Below are 15,966 nucleotides of genomic sequence, written 5' to 3'. Positions count from 1 at the left end.
ACCAGACCAACGGTTACGACATAGCCGCATTCACTGCTGTCAGGACCGGCAGATTGCCTTCGCCAAACCCGTGATGACCTCGCCGCTGCACGATCTCTAAGAAGATCTCGCCGGGATGGCGCTTGACGAAGGTTTGCAGGAACAGCTTGGGCACGCCGTTGAGGATCTCCCCGTCGACCAGGATGCCGTACCGGCGCAGCGCGTCGAGGTCCAGCCCGTGGCCGGGCAAGCGCGCGTCGATCGTGTCGTAGTAACGTGGCGGCGGCTCGACAAAAGTGAGGCCGTTGGCGGCCAGCGCGGCGGCTGTGCCGAGAATATCGTCCGTGGCCAGCGCAATGTGCTGCACGCCCTCGCCGGGGTGGTCGGGCAGATAGGCGTGCATCAGGTGGGCGCGGTGCGTGCCCTCTTCATAGAGCGGAATGCGGATCGTGCCGCACGACGACACCATCACGCGGGAATCCGCCGCCACATGCCAGTTGGCGTGCAGCTCGTGGATCTCGCGAAAGCCGAGCTGGTTGCGGTAGAAGTCGATCCAGTCCTGCAGTCGGCCGGCGCCGACCGTCTGCGTCAGGTGGTCGACACGCGCCAGCCCAACGCCGGCATGGTGCCAGTCTTCATGCGCGGTGGCGGGGTCCAGCGGCCGGAAGTCGATATCGTAGATGGAAATGTCGCCCAGCCCGCCCTTTGCACCGTGCTTGCCGCGCCAGCGGTCGACAAAATACAGATGCGTGTCGCCTACGCCCTGGACGGCTGGGATCACCAGTTCAGCCGGGCCGATCGGCTCGCCTTCCGCCGGCCATGCGCCCAGTTCGACGGCGCGGTCGTAGGCGCGTTGCGCATCGTTCACGCGGATGCCGAGCGCGCGCCGGCCGCAGGCGGCGCTTAGGTGCCAACGCGTTCACTGGCCATATCAGCCTGGCCGGTCAGTTTCCGATGTCTTTCGAGATGCAGCCGACCAGCGCTTCACCGACGGTCGTGCCGTCTTGCGAGTTGAGTACGACGAACCAATGCGCGGAAGTCGCGGGCGCGGCCTCCCTTTGCGGGGGTGTGTTCCGGGGCTGCATGCCTTTGTAGCGGATGGCAGAGGCGCTTAGTGCCGTCGCGTGCGATTGAGCGTAAGGCATACTGCGCATTGGCTTTTCGCCGCATATTTTCTCGAAATTCATGGAAACAGGTATGTCCTCTTCGCGCCCTACGCGAGTGGTCGGGGCCATCAAGGTGCTCTCCGTTTTTCTGAAACTCGGGCTGACCTCCTTCGGCGGACCGGTCGCCCATATCGGCTACTTCCGGCGCGAGTTCGTCGAGCGTCGACGGTGGCTCGACGACGCCACCTTCAGCGATCTGGTGGGCCTATGCCAGTTTCTGCCGGGGCCGGCCAGCAGTCAGGTCGGATTTTCGATTGGCCTGCAGCGCGCAGGATGGCTCGGAGGCCTTGCGGCATGGTTGGGGTTCACGCTGCCGTCGGTGTTGCTGCTGATCGCCTTTGCGGTGGCGGCCCCTGCGCTGGGTGGCCCCGTTGGTGGCGGGCTCATCCACGGCCTGAAGCTGGTGGCGGTTGCCGTGGTCGCGCAAGCCGTGTGGGACATGGCGCGCCGGCTGTGTCCAGATCATCGTCGGGCCGGCATTGCGCTGGCCGTCATCGGGCTGCTGAGCGTGATGACCTCCGCCTATGCGCAACTCGTTGCTATCGCACTGGGTGCGGGATTGGGTCTCGTGCTATGTCGCAATCCAGCGCCGCTTGGCGGTGCCGATACGGCCGCGCATAGCAAGGCGTTTCATGTTTCCCGAAGCGCCGGCGCGATTGCGTTGATGCTCTTCTGCATTTTGCTGTTCGGTTTGCCGGCGCTCATACAAGCCGGCACCGGTGACGCTGTGCGCGTGTTCGACGCGTTCTATCGGTCCGGAGCGCTGGTGTTTGGCGGCGGTCACGTTGTGCTTCCGCTGCTGCAAGAGCAGACCGTGGCGACAGGGTGGGTGACATCCGACGCGTTCCTTGCCGGATATGGCGCCGCACAGGCCGTTCCCGGTCCGTTGTTTACGTTCGCCGCGTTTCTAGGCTGGATGAAAGCCGGGGCGCCTAACCACTTGGGTGGTGCGCTGCTGGCCACAGCGGGCATCTTTCTGCCGGGGTTGCTGCTTGTTATTGCCGCGTTGCCTTACTGGCAGGCCTTGCGTGCACGGCAATCGATGGCTGCGCTGCTTGCTGGGGTCAATGCAGCCGTCGTTGGCTTGCTGGCCGCCGCGTTGTACTCGCCGGTGTGGACCACCGCGGTTCGCTCGCCGCTCGATTTTGCGATTGCCGTGACCGGGTTCTTTCTGCTCGTGCGGTGGAAGCTTCCACCGCTTGTGGTGGTTGCGCTCTGTGCCGTGGTGGGGGTTGCCCGCGCGTACCTGTGATACGCGCGGGCGCAGCGATACGCCCCCGCGTTGCTTCAGATCGTCAGGCCGCCGTCCACGACGATGCACTCGCCGTTCGTATAGCTGGCGGCGTCGGACACCAGATACAGCACGGTGCCGGCCATCTCACGGGGCTCCGCGTGGCGGCGCAGCGGAATCTCGTTGATCCAGCGGTCATAGATCGCCTTGTCTTCGAAGAGCGCACCTGCGAACTTGGTCTTCGTGAGGCCCGGAAGCAGGGCGTTGACGCGAATGCCGAGCGGGCCGCATTCCTTCGCAAACGCGCGGGTCATGTTGACCACGGCGGCCTTGGTGATCGAGTAGATGCCCTGCTTGTCGCCAGGCTGCAGCGCGTTCACCGAAGCCGTATTGACGATCGCACCGCCACCTTGCGCCCGCATCATCTTGCCGGCCTCGACCGACATGAAGAAGTAGCCGCGGATGTTCACTTCCACGGTCTTGTCGTAGGCCGCGAGATCGGTGTCGAGGATGTGCCCGAAGTACGGATTGGCGGCCGCATTGTTGACGAGAATGTCGAGCCGGCCGTGCGTGCTCCGGATATGTTCAAACGCGGCGGCGATGTCCTCCATCCGGCCGACGTGGCAGGCGAGGGCCTCGGCCTTGCCGCCCGCCTCGCGGATGCTGTCTGCAACGGCTTGGCAATCCGCCAGCTTGCGGCTGGACACGATTACATGCGCGCCCTGCTCGGCGAGCAGCTTGGCAATCTCCTCGCCGATGCCGCGGCTTGCGCCCGTCACCAAGGCGATCTTTCCGGTCAGGTCGAACAGGTTGGTACTCATGTTTGGCTCCTCCAATGGGTGTGTGTTTCTGGGCAACTCAGTGGCGGGCGTCGATCAGGCGCACAGCCTCTTCCGCCAGCGGACGGGTCATTTCCCCGGCCTTGCCCGCCTCTGTGCTCGATGCGTTGCCGTTGAGGGCGCGTCGCTTGACGCCTTGCGCAATGGCCGCGAGACGGAAGAAGCTGAACGCGAGATAGAAATGCCAGTTCTCGATTGGTGCCAGGCCACGCAATTCGCAATAGCGCGCGACCATCTGCGCTTCCTGCGGAATCCCCAGCGCCTCGCGGTTCTGTCCTGCAAGGCCCGGAATATGCGCGCTCGACGGCAGACGCAGACACATGCAGAAATACGCCAGATCGGCCAGCGGGTTGCCGAGCGTCGACAGCTCCCAGTCAAGCACGGCCTTCACGCGGTGGCCGTGCGGCTCGAACATCATGTTGTCGAGCCGGAAGTCGCCATGCACGAGGGCGGGCGTGCCTGCGTCGGCAGGGCAGGCTGAGGGCAGCCACTCGATGAGCCGCTCCATCGCATCGATCCGCTCCGTCTCGGCCAAGCGGTATTGCTTCGTCCACACGCCGATCTGGCGTTCGAAATAGTTGCCGGGCTTGCCGAAGTCAGCCAAGCCAACCGATTCGACCTCGATGTCGTGCAGTGCCGCCATCGTGCTCAGCATGGCGTCGTAGCAGGCTGCCCGGTCGGTTGCCGGCAGTTCAGGCAGGGCGGGGTTCCAGAAGATCCGACCTTCCTCGAAGCTCATCACGTAGAACAGGCTGCCGATCACGTCGCGGTCTTCGCACAGGTGATACGGATGGGCCACCGGCACCGGCGTGCCAGAGAGCGCAGTCAGGATGCGGAATTCGCGGTCAACGGCGTGGGCAGATTTCAGCAGTTCGCCCGGCGGCTGCCGGCGCAGCACGTAGCGGGCCGTTGGGGTCTGCAGGAGAAACGTCGGGTTCGACTGGCCGCCGGAGAATTTTTCCGCGACGACGGGGCCCCGGAAACCGGGCACATGGTTTTCCAGATACCGCGACAGTTTGGCGATATCGAGTTGCTGCGGGTCATTCGTCATGTCTGTCTTTACCCGTAGGTCTGGAAATCGCGCCGCTGGGGGCTGTCCAGATGCGGGATGCCGTTGAAGGTGGCCAGGTGGAACGATTCGGCGTTGAAGAAGTACTGCGCGATGCTGCAGTTGCGAATCTGCAGGTTCAGCGCGATGGCGCTCGCTGCCGGAGCCGCCAGCACCTGCTGCGCTGTGACCGCGATCGGGCCGCCCGAGCTGACTGCGAGCACGCGTTGCCCGTTGCCACCCTGGATCACGGCACGCGCCTCGGCCACACGCCGCTGGAACTGGGCCCACGTCTCGGGGACGGGCCCGCGGATCTTGTCTTCAGACCAGAGGTGAAGTACTTGCCTGAGCGCGCGGTAGTGGTCGCGCATCGACCCCGTGGCCAGGCGCGTCAACTCGGGATGATCATCTCCAAGCGCGGCGAACAGCCCTTGAAAGTCGTATTCGTTCAGGCCGGCGTGCTGTTCATAGTCGAGTCCCGCACGTCCCATGCCGCGCAGGATGGCGTCGACCGTCTGCTCATGCCGGCGCAATGTGCCGCAGATCACCCGATCGAAAGCGATGTTCTGCTGCGCGAAATATTCGCCGAGCCAGAAGCCCTGTTGCTCGCCGCGTTCGGAGAGTTGGTCGTAGTTCGCCGCGCCGAACGAGGCTTGTCCGTGCCGTACAAGAAAGAGCTCCGCCATCGTCCGCTCGCAAAGTCAGGGGGCTCAGAATAGCGGCCAACCAATCATTTGTGAAATTTATTATATTGATGGCTGGTTATTCGTGTGAAGAATAGTAGGCGACGCGTTTGCGGCCGATAGCACCTGAGATGAGTTGATGGTCGCCGTTTTCGTGCATGCCCGCTTTTCATCGGGGATTGCCTGAGCCTGGCCGCTTCCACACGCCAGCAGCGCCGCCGCGCGGGCGAAATTGCGGCGGATCGATGGTTGAAGCCCGACTCTGTCAGTCATACCAAGTCGCAAGGGAACGACGGCGTCGTATGATCCTTTCCGACCGATTGCCCGATACTTCCGCCAATGAACAGTCAAAAGATCAGATTTCTTCGCTCCAAGATTCCTACGTTCGAGTGCACCCCTGGATGTCATGACTGCTGTGGTCCCGTGACAGCATCAACGGAAGAGATGTCGAGGCTTCCTGTTAAGAGCGATGCCGAGCATGAGGCCGCGCTAGCGAACCTAAGCTGCCCTCATCTTGATGCCAAGGGATGTAGCGTGTATCTGGAGCGCCCGTTGATCTGTCGCTTGTTCGGGACAACCCCGAGGCTTGCCTGCCCGAAGGGAAATCGGCCGGACAAAATGATTGATCCGCGCGTTGAACAGCAGATTCATCTGTTCTTTGCAGAAACACGTCACGTGCTGGTCTGAAGGAAGGTTTCCTGGCAGAAAAAGCCACTCAGTCGGCCTTGCCATGCCGATCGCATGGGGTTAACGGGTAAGGCTAAGGCGCCGGAAGAAAAGGCACCTGTTCGGCGATGACCTCATAGGCTTAGCGCGCTGATGTTTTCCGGGGGAAGCCCAGCGGACGTTGTTGTGCGAGCAGCCGAGCGTCATGTGCATCACAATGTAATTTGATCCTACCCGCTGGCGGAGGGCACTCATGATTGCATTGCGTGAAGCGCACCGTGCCGGACTATTGAGGCGCCAATACTGGCTGCCAAACGTCATCTCCGGTCTTGTCGTTGGGGTCGTAGCGCTGCCGCTAGCAATGGCCTTCGCGATTGCTTCCGGCGCGAAGCCCGAGCAGGGGCTCTACACCGCCATCGTTGCCGGGTTGCTGGTCTCCGCTTTCGGCGGCAGCCGTGTGCAAATCGCGGGACCGACCGGCGCATTCATCGCGATCCTGTCCGGCATTACTGCCAGCCATGGCATCGACGGCCTGCAAATCGCCACGCTGATGGCGGGCATCATTCTCGTGGCATTAGGTGCCGCCAAGCTGGGAGGCGTCATCAAGTTCATCCCGGCGCCTGTCATCGTCGGCTTTACGGCAGGGATCGGCGTCATCATCTGGGTGGGCCAATGGTCCGACTTCTTCGGGCTGCCCAAGCCTGCCGGCAGTCATTTCCATGAAACGCTTTGGCACACGCTACAGGCCGTACCCCATCTGCGTCCGGCGACTACAGCGCTGGGCATCTTGAGCCTGTTGCTGGTCATTCTGACCCCGAGAATCCCTTACCTGAAACGAGTGCCTGGTCCGCTGGTCGCGATGGTATTGGCGACTGCGTTGCAATCTGCGTTTCATTTCGAGGGCGTCGCGACCATCGGTAGCACCTTTGGTGGCATTCCGCAGAGCCTTCCCGGCCTGACATGGCCGATCGTCACGCCAACCCGCATCGTCGAATTGATTGGCCCAGCCTTCACGATCGCCATGCTAGGCGCCATCGAATCACTGCTGTCGGCGGTTGTGGCCGACGGCATGGCCGGCACCCGACACGACGCAAACCAGGAACTGATCGGCCAGGGCCTTGCCAACATCGCCACGCCGCTTTTTGGTGGCTTCGCCGCCACCGGGGCAATCGCTCGCACAGCGACCAATATCCGCAACGGCGGCAACAGCCCGCTGGCTGGCATCGTGCATGCACTGACACTGGTGCTGACCCTCTTGCTTCTTGCGCCGCTGGCATCGAAGGTGCCACTGGCTGCCTTGGCAGCCATTCTGTTTGTGGTGGCGTACAACATGAGCGAGATGCGCCACTTCGCGCGCATGATCCGGCGCGCGCCGAAAGCGGATGTGGCGATTTTGCTCATCACGTTCCTCCTGACGGTGTTCACCGACTTGGTGGTGGCGGTGAACATTGGTGTGATCCTGGCCGTCCTGCAATTCCTGCGACGAATGGCCGCGTCGGTTGAGGTATCCCGGATGTCCGAGCAACAACTCGGTACGGAACTTGGGCAGGTTCGGCTACCGCCAAGCGTGCTGGTGTACGCGATCGACGGCCCGTTTTTCTTTGGCGCGGTTGAAAACTTCGAGCGCGCATTGGCTCAGACGCATTCCGATCCACGAGTGTTGGTGCTTCGATTGCGACGCGTGCCGTTCATCGACATGACGGGTCTGCAGACGCTGGACGAGGTCATCGGCAAGCTTGAAAAGCGTGGTATCGCGGTGCTGATCAGCGAGGCGAACGAGCTGGTCCGGGGCAAGCTGGCGAAGGCCGGCATTCTGGCCGCAGTAGGGGATGGCAACTATCTTGAGAGCTTTGCGGCGGCCGTGGCCCGATGCGATGCGTTGATCGGCTCCAGCGACGAAACCGCTCGCGAACATCAAAGAGCGCTATCCGCCTACGCCGACGCGGTGCTCAAGATCAGCAGCGAAGAATGGCTTAAGCGGCAACCGTGAAGCAGGAAGCGGTTACGGCTTGCCTTTCTTGTTCGGTCCGACTGCCTTGACCCTGGGGCGGGTCGCGTAGTCGACGTCGTACTGTTCCAGGTAATCGCGAATCAACTGTCGGACAACCTGCGACGGCGTTTGATCCAGCGCTGCGCACAGCGTCTCGAAGGCTTGCTTCTTGATCGGATCGATCAACACGGTGAGACGGGCAGTCTTGGATTCCATGTGTTCTCAGAGCGTACTTTATGATAATGAGATTATCATCAATGGTGCTGAACAGCGGGTCCATCTTTCGCTTGCGCAGGCTGCCCCCGTTCTTGGCCCCATGGGCGTGATCAGACAGCATCTGAGGTCTTGTGCCTGACCTAATTGGGTTCGACTGGATGGCCGATGCCGGGTTGGCAGCGCTGGCGCTGTTTGACATCCACACCTTTTTGAGCGTGCTCGCGGCAGAGGCGACGATCGAATTGAAAGGTATCGGCCTGCAGGGCCGCGGCTCCGCCCGACTTGCGTTCGCCGCCAACCTACCTTGTTAACGCCGGCACTACCGTGAAAATCCGGACGGCAGGCACCTTGAAGCCGCAGCCCTAAAGACCCTCGTAGCGTTGTTGATGGTCTGAACCACGTATATGCGGACATTTGATTTGAGAGTGGCAGATGGATCCATCCTGGACTTGTTTTGAAACCCATTTGGAGTTGCTGGCCGAAGTCGCTGATCACAGGGCGCCAGTGGTGCTGGAGACCGAGAACGCGCTTTCGCTCCACTTTGACGAGTACGCGACGCAGAGCTTCATGTCGCTGCGCGATCCCGACAGGCTGGTGCTCGGCTACACGCGGACAATGATGGGCTTTCTGCTACTGCAGCCGGCGCCCGCCCGAATTTCGATGATCGGCCTCGGCGGCGGCTCGCTAGCCAAATACTGCTACCGCCACCTTCCCAATACCAAAGTCGTCGCCATCGAGATCGATCCCGCCGTGATCGCCTTGCGCGATAGGTTCCACATTCCGCCCGATGACGATCGGCTGGAAATCATTTGTGCGGATGGTGCCGAATACGTCAAGGGCCAGGATGCTCGGCCGGATGTCATTCTCGTCGATGGCTTTCTTGCGCACGGTATGCCGGCCCAGTTGGGGACGGCGGCCTTTTATGCCGCTTGTCATAGGCGGCTTGCCGACGACGGCGTACTCGTTGCCAACTTCCTGGAAAGTGACCTGGACATTCCGTTCTATCTAGAGGAGGTTCGCTCAGTGTTTGGTGAGTCGTTTTCCGTGTCGCTGTCTGAGGACGATTGCAACTACACGTTGTTCGCCTGGAAGGGCGCGCGAGCATTGCCGACGCTGGATACGCTGCTTGCGCGGGCAGGCATTCTGGAAACCGGCCATGCATTGGATCTGCGCGCGGCCGCGCGCCGCCTGAAGCAGGGGAAGCGGCTCGCATCGGATCGCCGTTTCTGGCAGGAACTGACGAGTTGACCAAACCGCTGGCGGACAGCGGACATAGACGGCTTGAGCGCACTTCCCACGGAACGGTTGCGTCAACTGATCGGAGGAGGGAGCACAACTCCGGAGGCAATCGGCAATTCGCCTTTACCTGACACCGACGGTCGCCAGGTGAGTGATGCGGGCGGCCTCCTTGCTGTGTGGCAGTGCGCCTCTCCCGTGTCGGGCATCGTGTTCTCCACGGCTCACAAAATCGTGCGCCGCAACTGCTTTGCGCATCGCGAGGCGCCCTGAGCCCCGCTGGCATTCATGCAAGTGGGGCTATGTATGCGGACTGCCGTGTCAAATGGCTTTGAGGACCGTCATTGCCTGGGCAGCCTCCGCTTGCGAGTCGAGCGCCACATAGGCGACGAACTGCGTGCCGATCACCGCTGCGGAGAACCCGCGAAGGTTGATCCCGGCCTGGGCTAGGTCCTCAGCCAATGCGGCGGCAAGGCCCGGTTGATTCCGTCCCATCACGCGAACGCAGTGCTGCTTTTGCGTGATATTGAAGCCCGCCACAGCAGCCGCCACCATTTCCCGGTCACCCTGCAACGGCGCAATGAAGACGACACCTTCGCCGGGCTTGTCCGGACTGCGTCGTGCAATGATCAGTTGCAGATCGGCTCCAACATCGCGCAAATGCACCAAGACTCCGGCCAAACCGCCGGGCTTATCCGGAATACTCGCCGCCCAAACTTCCACGTGTTCTACAAGCAGTTCCATCGGTGGTTCTCCCTGGCCGGTTCGGCTGGTGCTGACGGCTCCGCTTTCCGTCGATTCCTCGTCCTGTGCTGGCGCGTTGCGAGGTGGTGATTTTGGGTGCGCTGCGAGGCCGCTCCCTAACGGTAAGCGCCGAGCACGCATGGATGCCACCTCCTTATTGGTACACCAAGACAGGAATTTTGCTGTGGGGCCTCACGTGTGACTGCGTTCGAACTGTCTGCGCGGACCGGCGCATCACGTTGCATAGGGGCGTGATGGCCGCTGGCTTACGGTAATCATCTGGCCGCGGTCGAGAGCTCGAATGTGCCGGCATTTGGGTCTGGTCGAGAAATGGCCGGTGCCGATTGGAAAGCAGCCTAGCGATCTTTATGCTGGGGCGATTGAGGGGTTGCTCATGCAGGAGCGTGCCTGTCGCCCCCCCCCCGCCGTAACGCTGTTCCTTTTCGCGTGGCAGGCAGGCGATCAATGAGGCTTCCGAGGAATCCTCCGAAAAGGCTTGCCAACCATGCTGCGACGCATTAGTATTCGCTCCCCGCTGCACGAAGCAGTGCTGCAAAGCAACGGTGGCGGGGTGAGAGGGATCGTAGGGGCTGGCTTAGGCGAGCGGTTCCTGCAGGAAAAAAGAGTTCTCGAAAAGCTTGATTAATCGAAAAAAACTCTTTAAGATCTCATTTCTCTGCTGCAGACAACGCAGCGACGTGATGAACAAAGTTGATCGCGAAGTTCTTTAACAAGCAAACAGCCGATAAGTGTGGGCGCTTAATACTGGGTGCGGCGGGTTTCGATCCGCTAGCTAACAAGTAATGAAGTGCTCGCACAGAAGTAAGGTTTGAACGAAAGTTCAAGTCAGATTCTGAGAGTGAGCGACCGCTCGTAAAGAGCGAAAACAGCAGATTGAACTGAAGAGTTTGATCCTGGCTCAGATTGAACGCTGGCGGCATGCCTTACACATGCAAGTCGAACGGCAGCGGGGGAAAGCTTGCTTTCCTGCCGGCGAGTGGCGAACGGGTGAGTAATACATCGGAACGTGCCCTGTAGTGGGGGATAACTAGTCGAAAGATTAGCTAATACCGCATACGACCTGAGGGTGAAAGTGGGGGACCGTAAGGCCTCATGCTATAGGAGCGGCCGATGTCTGATTAGCTAGTTGGTGGGGTAAAGGCCCACCAAGGCGACGATCAGTAGCTGGTCTGAGAGGACGATCAGCCACACTGGGACTGAGACACGGCCCAGACTCCTACGGGAGGCAGCAGTGGGGAATTTTGGACAATGGGGGCAACCCTGATCCAGCAATGCCGCGTGTGTGAAGAAGGCCTTCGGGTTGTAAAGCACTTTTGTCCGGAAAGAAATCGCTCTGGTTAATACCTGGGGTGGATGACGGTACCGGAAGAATAAGGACCGGCTAACTACGTGCCAGCAGCCGCGGTAATACGTAGGGTCCAAGCGTTAATCGGAATTACTGGGCGTAAAGCGTGCGCAGGCGGTTGTGCAAGACCGATGTGAAATCCCCGGGCTTAACCTGGGAATTGCATTGGTGACTGCACGGCTAGAGTGTGTCAGAGGGGGGTAGAATTCCACGTGTAGCAGTGAAATGCGTAGAGATGTGGAGGAATACCGATGGCGAAGGCAGCCCCCTGGGATAACACTGACGCTCATGCACGAAAGCGTGGGGAGCAAACAGGATTAGATACCCTGGTAGTCCACGCCCTAAACGATGTCAACTAGTTGTTGGGGATTCATTTCCTTAGTAACGTAGCTAACGCGTGAAGTTGACCGCCTGGGGAGTACGGTCGCAAGATTAAAACTCAAAGGAATTGACGGGGACCCGCACAAGCGGTGGATGATGTGGATTAATTCGATGCAACGCGAAAAACCTTACCTACCCTTGACATGCCACTAACGAAGCAGAGATGCATTAGGTGCTCGAAAGAGAAAGTGGACACAGGTGCTGCATGGCTGTCGTCAGCTCGTGTCGTGAGATGTTGGGTTAAGTCCCGCAACGAGCGCAACCCTTGTCTCTAGTTGCTACGAAAGGGCACTCTAGAGAGACTGCCGGTGACAAACCGGAGGAAGGTGGGGATGACGTCAAGTCCTCATGGCCCTTATGGGTAGGGCTTCACACGTCATACAATGGTGCATACAGAGGGTTGCCAAGCCGCGAGGTGGAGCTAATCCCAGAAAATGCATCGTAGTCCGGATCGTAGTCTGCAACTCGACTACGTGAAGCTGGAATCGCTAGTAATCGCGGATCAGCATGCCGCGGTGAATACGTTCCCGGGTCTTGTACACACCGCCCGTCACACCATGGGAGTGGGCTTTACCAGAAGTAGTTAGCCTAACCGCAAGGAGGGCGATTACCACGGTAGGGTTCATGACTGGGGTGAAGTCGTAACAAGGTAGCCGTATCGGAAGGTGCGGCTGGATCACCTCCTTTAAGAGCGTGCATCCTAAGTTAGGCGTCCACACTTATCGGTTTGTTTGATGTTACAGCCAAGGGTCTGTAGCTCAGGTGGTTAGAGCACCGTCTTGATAAGGCGGGGGTCGTAGGTTCAAGTCCTACCAGACCCACCAAGTTACGGACGGTGGAAGTCTCTGCCGTGACTGGGGGATTAGCTCAGCTGGGAGAGCACCTGCTTTGCAAGCAGGGGGTCGTCGGTTCGATCCCGTCATCCTCCACCAATACCTTATGGTTGCCAAACGCAAGTATCGACGAAGAGGCGATGGTGCTTCGGTATTTGCGTTTGGCCTAGCCAAGACGAGTAGTAACTCGGCTGTTCTTTAACAATATGGAATGTAGTAAAGGTGTCGCGGCGCGTTGATGAGGCGCGCAAAACAAACGCGACACTGGGTTGTGATTGTATCAACCAGTATTACCAGAGCAATCGAAAGATTGTCTTGGAATACGGCACAACGCGAGAACTCAGCCTATAGCGAGACATACTCGTTATAGGGTCAAGCGAATAAGTGCATGTGGTGGATGCCTTGGCGATCACAGGCGATGAAGGACGTAGTAGCCTGCGAAAAGCTGCGGGGAGCTGGCAAACAAGCTTTGATCCGCAGATATCCGAATGGGGAAACCCGGCCCGAATGGGTCATCCCTGACTGAATACATAGGTCAGGGAAGCGAACGCAGTGAACTGAAACATCTAAGTAGCTGCAGGAACAGAAATCAACCGAGATTCCCAAAGTAGTGGCGAGCGAAATGGGATCAGCCTTGTACTCTTTAGCAGTATTGTTAGCGGAACGGAATGGAAAGTCCGGCCATAGCGGGTGATAGCCCCGTACGCGAAAGCAGTATTGTGGAACTAGGTGTACGACAAGTAGGGCGGGACACGTGAAATCCTGTCTGAAGATGGGGGGACCATCCTCCAAGGCTAAATACTCGTGATCGACCGATAGTGAACCAGTACCGTGAGGGAAAGGCGAAAAGAACCCCGGGAGGGGAGTGAAATAGATCCTGAAACCGCATGCATACAAACAGTCGGAGCCTGGAAACGGGTGACGGCGTACCTTTTGTATAATGGGTCAGCGACTTACATTCAGTGGCAAGCTTAACCGATTAGGGAAGGCGTAGCGAAAGCGAGTCCGAATAGGGCGTTCAGTCGCTGGGTGTAGACCCGAAACCAAGTGATCTATCCATGGCCAGGTTGAAGGTGCGGTAACACGTACTGGAGGACCGAACCCACTAACGTTGAAAAGTTAGGGGATGAGCTGTGGATAGGGGTGAAAGGCTAAACAAACTTGGAAATAGCTGGTTCTCTCCGAAAACTATTTAGGTAGTGCCTCGTGTCTCACCTTCGGGGGTAGAGCACTGTCATGGTTGGGGGGTCTATTGCTGATTACCCCGCCATAGCAAACTCCGAATACCGAAGAGTGCAATCACGGGAGACAGACATCGGGTGCTAACGTCCGGTGTCAAGAGGGAAACAACCCAGACCGCCAGCTAAGGTCCCTAAGATTGGCTAAGTGGGAAACGAAGTGGGAAGGCTAAAACAGTCAGGAGGTTGGCTTAGAAGCAGCCACCCTTTAAAGAAAGCGTAATAGCTCACTGATCGAGTCGTCCTGCGCGGAAGATGTAACGGGGCTAAGCCAGTCACCGAAGCTGCGGATGCACGTAAGTGCATGGTAGGAGAGCGTTCTGTAAGCCTGTGAAGGTGTCTTGTAAAGGATGCTGGAGGTATCAGAAGTGCGAATGCTGACATGAGTAGCGATAAAGGGGGTGAAAGGCCCCCTCGCCGTAAGCCCAAGGTTTCCTACGCAACGTTCATCGGCGTAGGGTGAGTCGGCCCCTAAGGCGAGGCAGAGATGCGTAGCTGATGGGAAGCAGGTTAATATTCCTGCACCGTCGTATGATGCGATGGGGGGACGGATCGCGGAAGGTTGTCCGGGTGTTGGATGTCCCGGTCCCTGCATTGGAGATGGCACTTAGGCAAATCCGGGTGCGTGATTCAAGGGTGTGGGGCGAGCGACTTTAGGTCGCGAAGCAATTGGAAGTGGTTCCAAGAAAAGCCTCTAAGCTTCAGTCATACGAGACCGTACCGCAAACCGACACAGGTGGGCGAGATGAGTATTCTAAGGCGCTTGAGAGAACTCGGGAGAAGGAACTCGGCAAATTGGTACCGTAACTTCGGGATAAGGTACGCCCTTGTAGTTTGACTAGCTCGCGCTAGAAGGATGAAGGGGTTGCAATAAAATGGTGGCTGCGACTGTTTAATAAAAACACAGCACTCTGCAAACACGAAAGTGGACGTATAGGGTGTGACGCCTGCCCGGTGCCGGAAGATTAAATGATGGGGTGCAAGCTCTTGATTGAAGTCCCGGTAAACGGCGGCCGTAACTATAACGGTCCTAAGGTAGCGAAATTCCTTGTCGGGTAAGTTCCGACCTGCACGAATGGCGTAACGATGGCCACACTGTCTCCTCCCGAGACTCAGCGAAGTTGAAGTGTTTGTGATGATGCAATCTCCCCGCGGCTAGACGGAAAGACCCCATGAACCTTTACTGTAGCTTTGCATTGGACTTTGAACCGATCTGTGTAGGATAGGTGGGAGGCTTTGAAACCGGGACGCTAGTTTCGGTGGAGCCGTCCTTGAAATACCACCCTGGTTTGTTTGAGGTTCTAACCTTGGCCCGTGAATCCGGGTCGGGGACAGTGCATGGTAGGCAGTTTGACTGGGGCGGTCTCCTCCCAAAGTGTAACGGAGGAGTTCGAAGGTACGCTTGGTACGGTCGGACATCGTACCTAAAGTGCAATGGCAAAAGCGTGCTTAACTGCGAGACCGACAAGTCGAGCAGGTGCGAAAGCAGGACATAGTGATCCGGTGGTTCTGTATGGAAGGGCCATCGCTCAACGGATAAAAGGTACTCTGGGGATAACAGGCTGATACCGCCCAAGAGTTCATATCGACGGCGGTGTTTGGCACCTCGATGTCGGCTCATCTCATCCTGGGGCTGTAGCCGGTCCCAAGGGTATGGCTGTTCGCCATTTAAAGAGGTACGTGAGCTGGGTTTAAAACGTCGTGAGACAGTTTGGTCCCTATCTGCCGTGGGCGTTGGAATCTTGACGGGGGCTGCTCCTAGTACGAGAGGACCGGAGTGGACGTACCGCTGGTGTACCTGTTGTCTCGCCAGAGGCATCGCAGGGTAGCTATGTACGGAAGAGATAACCGCTGAAAGCATCTAAGCGGGAAACTTGCCTGAAGATGAGGATTCCCTGGAGACTTGATCTCCCTGAAGGGTCGTTCGAGACCAGGACGTTGATAGGCTGGGTGTGGAAGCGCAGTAATGCGTTCAGCTAACCAGTACTAATTGCCCGTGCGGCTTGATCCTATAACCGGTATGTTTCCGGCTGGGTCTGCCTTGTGCCTGATACAAACTAAGCACAACCCCTACACACTACATTCCATATTGGCGGCGTTGACCCTCGGTCAGCGACGCAACAAGTCATAGCCTGGTGACCATAGCGAGTCGGTACCACCCCTTCCCATCCCGAACAGGACCGTGAAACGACTCCGCGCCGATGATAGTGCGGATTCCCGTGTGAAAGTAGGTCATCGCCAGGCTCTCCATCCAAAACGCCCCGCTTCCTCTCGAAGTGGGGCGTTTGTCTTTGCGGCGCCATAAACGCCTCGCCCCCAATACCCCATGAAAAAGCCACCGCGTACGGTG

The 15,966-nt window shown here is 58.8% G+C and carries 11 protein-coding genes, 2 tRNA genes, 3 rRNA genes and 1 pseudogene; 10 read left to right on the top strand and 7 right to left on the bottom strand.

What is annotated here, in order from left to right; genetic code table 11:
* Nucleotides 1–13 precede the first annotated feature (13 nt).
* Nucleotides 14–871 (bottom strand): annotated as a pseudogene (locus B4F51_RS05695) (4-hydroxyphenylpyruvate dioxygenase family protein); the annotation flags it as partial.
* Between the two features lie 52 nt (nt 872–923).
* Nucleotides 924–1,166, bottom strand: a complete 243-nt coding sequence (locus B4F51_RS05690) for a hypothetical protein (RefSeq protein WP_296224120.1) — start codon at nt 1,164–1,166, stop codon at nt 924–926.
* Between B4F51_RS05690 and chrA the strand changes: the two genes are divergently transcribed.
* Nucleotides 1,165–2,397: a chromate efflux transporter gene (chrA, locus tag B4F51_RS05685; protein ID WP_296224119.1), complete on the top strand. Its 1,233-nt coding sequence runs from the start codon at nt 1,165–1,167 to the stop codon at nt 2,395–2,397. The two genes, B4F51_RS05690 and chrA, sit on opposite strands and share 2 nt — an antisense overlap.
* A 35-nt stretch (nt 2,398–2,432) precedes the next feature.
* Here the strand turns inward: chrA and B4F51_RS05680 are convergent, their stop codons facing one another.
* From B4F51_RS05680 to B4F51_RS05670, 3 genes are read right to left on the bottom strand one after another with little or no spacing between them, the layout of a single operon-like run.
* On the bottom strand, nt 2,433–3,197 hold the full coding sequence (locus tag B4F51_RS05680) for an SDR family oxidoreductase (protein ID WP_296224118.1): 765 nt from the start codon (nt 3,195–3,197) through the stop codon (nt 2,433–2,435).
* A gap of 37 nt (nt 3,198–3,234) precedes the next feature.
* Nucleotides 3,235–4,266, bottom strand: a complete 1,032-nt coding sequence (locus B4F51_RS05675) for a phosphotransferase family protein (RefSeq protein WP_296224117.1) — start codon at nt 4,264–4,266, stop codon at nt 3,235–3,237.
* A gap of 8 nt (nt 4,267–4,274) precedes the next feature.
* Entirely contained in the window at nt 4,275–4,949 is a 675-nt protein-coding gene (locus B4F51_RS05670; RefSeq protein ID WP_296224116.1) for a histidine phosphatase family protein, read from the bottom strand.
* A 336-nt stretch (nt 4,950–5,285) separates the two neighbouring features.
* On the opposite strand from B4F51_RS05670, the gene B4F51_RS05665 reads away from it, so the two are divergent.
* Nucleotides 5,286–5,633, top strand: coding sequence for a YkgJ family cysteine cluster protein (locus tag B4F51_RS05665; RefSeq protein WP_296224115.1), 348 nt, complete (start codon nt 5,286–5,288; stop codon nt 5,631–5,633).
* Between the two features lie 232 nt (nt 5,634–5,865).
* Nucleotides 5,866–7,602 (top strand): SulP family inorganic anion transporter, encoded by a 1,737-nt coding sequence (locus tag B4F51_RS05660; protein WP_296224114.1) that lies wholly within the window; start codon nt 5,866–5,868, stop codon nt 7,600–7,602.
* A gap of 12 nt (nt 7,603–7,614) precedes the next feature.
* On the opposite strand, the gene B4F51_RS05655 is transcribed toward B4F51_RS05660, so the two are convergent.
* On the bottom strand, nt 7,615–7,818 hold the full coding sequence (locus tag B4F51_RS05655) for a CopG family transcriptional regulator (RefSeq protein ID WP_296224113.1): 204 nt from the start codon (nt 7,816–7,818) through the stop codon (nt 7,615–7,617).
* 158 nt (nt 7,819–7,976) lie between these two features.
* Between B4F51_RS05655 and B4F51_RS05650 the strand changes: the two genes are divergently transcribed.
* Entirely contained in the window at nt 7,977–8,129 is a 153-nt protein-coding gene (locus tag B4F51_RS05650) for a hypothetical protein (RefSeq protein WP_296224112.1), read from the top strand.
* Between the two features lie 121 nt (nt 8,130–8,250).
* Nucleotides 8,251–9,066, top strand: coding sequence for a fused MFS/spermidine synthase (locus B4F51_RS05645; RefSeq protein ID WP_296224111.1), 816 nt, complete (start codon nt 8,251–8,253; stop codon nt 9,064–9,066).
* 309 nt (nt 9,067–9,375) lie between these two features.
* Here B4F51_RS05645 and B4F51_RS05640 read toward each other — a convergent pair whose 3' ends face one another.
* Complete coding sequence (locus B4F51_RS05640; protein WP_296224110.1) at nt 9,376–9,798, bottom strand: ACT domain-containing protein; 423 nt, start codon at nt 9,796–9,798, stop codon at nt 9,376–9,378.
* Between the two features lie 896 nt (nt 9,799–10,694).
* On the opposite strand from B4F51_RS05640, the gene B4F51_RS05635 reads away from it, so the two are divergent.
* From B4F51_RS05635 to rrf, 5 genes are all read left to right on the top strand, one after another.
* A 16S ribosomal RNA gene (locus tag B4F51_RS05635) occupies nt 10,695–12,232 on the top strand.
* Nucleotides 12,233–12,292: 60 nt separating this feature from the next.
* Nucleotides 12,293–12,369, top strand: a tRNA-Ile gene (locus B4F51_RS05630).
* A 32-nt stretch (nt 12,370–12,401) separates the two neighbouring features.
* A tRNA-Ala gene (locus B4F51_RS05625) sits at nt 12,402–12,477 on the top strand.
* Between the two features lie 271 nt (nt 12,478–12,748).
* Nucleotides 12,749–15,627: ribosomal RNA gene (locus B4F51_RS05620) — 23S ribosomal RNA — on the top strand.
* Between the two features lie 120 nt (nt 15,628–15,747).
* Nucleotides 15,748–15,860 (top strand): 5S ribosomal RNA (gene rrf / locus B4F51_RS05615).
* Together the 16S, 23S and 5S rRNA genes with 2 tRNA genes alongside form the textbook arrangement of a ribosomal RNA operon.
* The last annotated feature ends 106 nt before the right edge of the window (nt 15,861–15,966 follow it).

The sequence above is a fragment of the Ralstonia sp. UBA689 genome (assembly GCF_002298975.1).
Taxonomy (GTDB): Bacteria; Pseudomonadota; Gammaproteobacteria; order Burkholderiales; family Burkholderiaceae; genus Ralstonia.
This window is presented reverse-complemented; position numbering and strand designations above follow the sequence as displayed.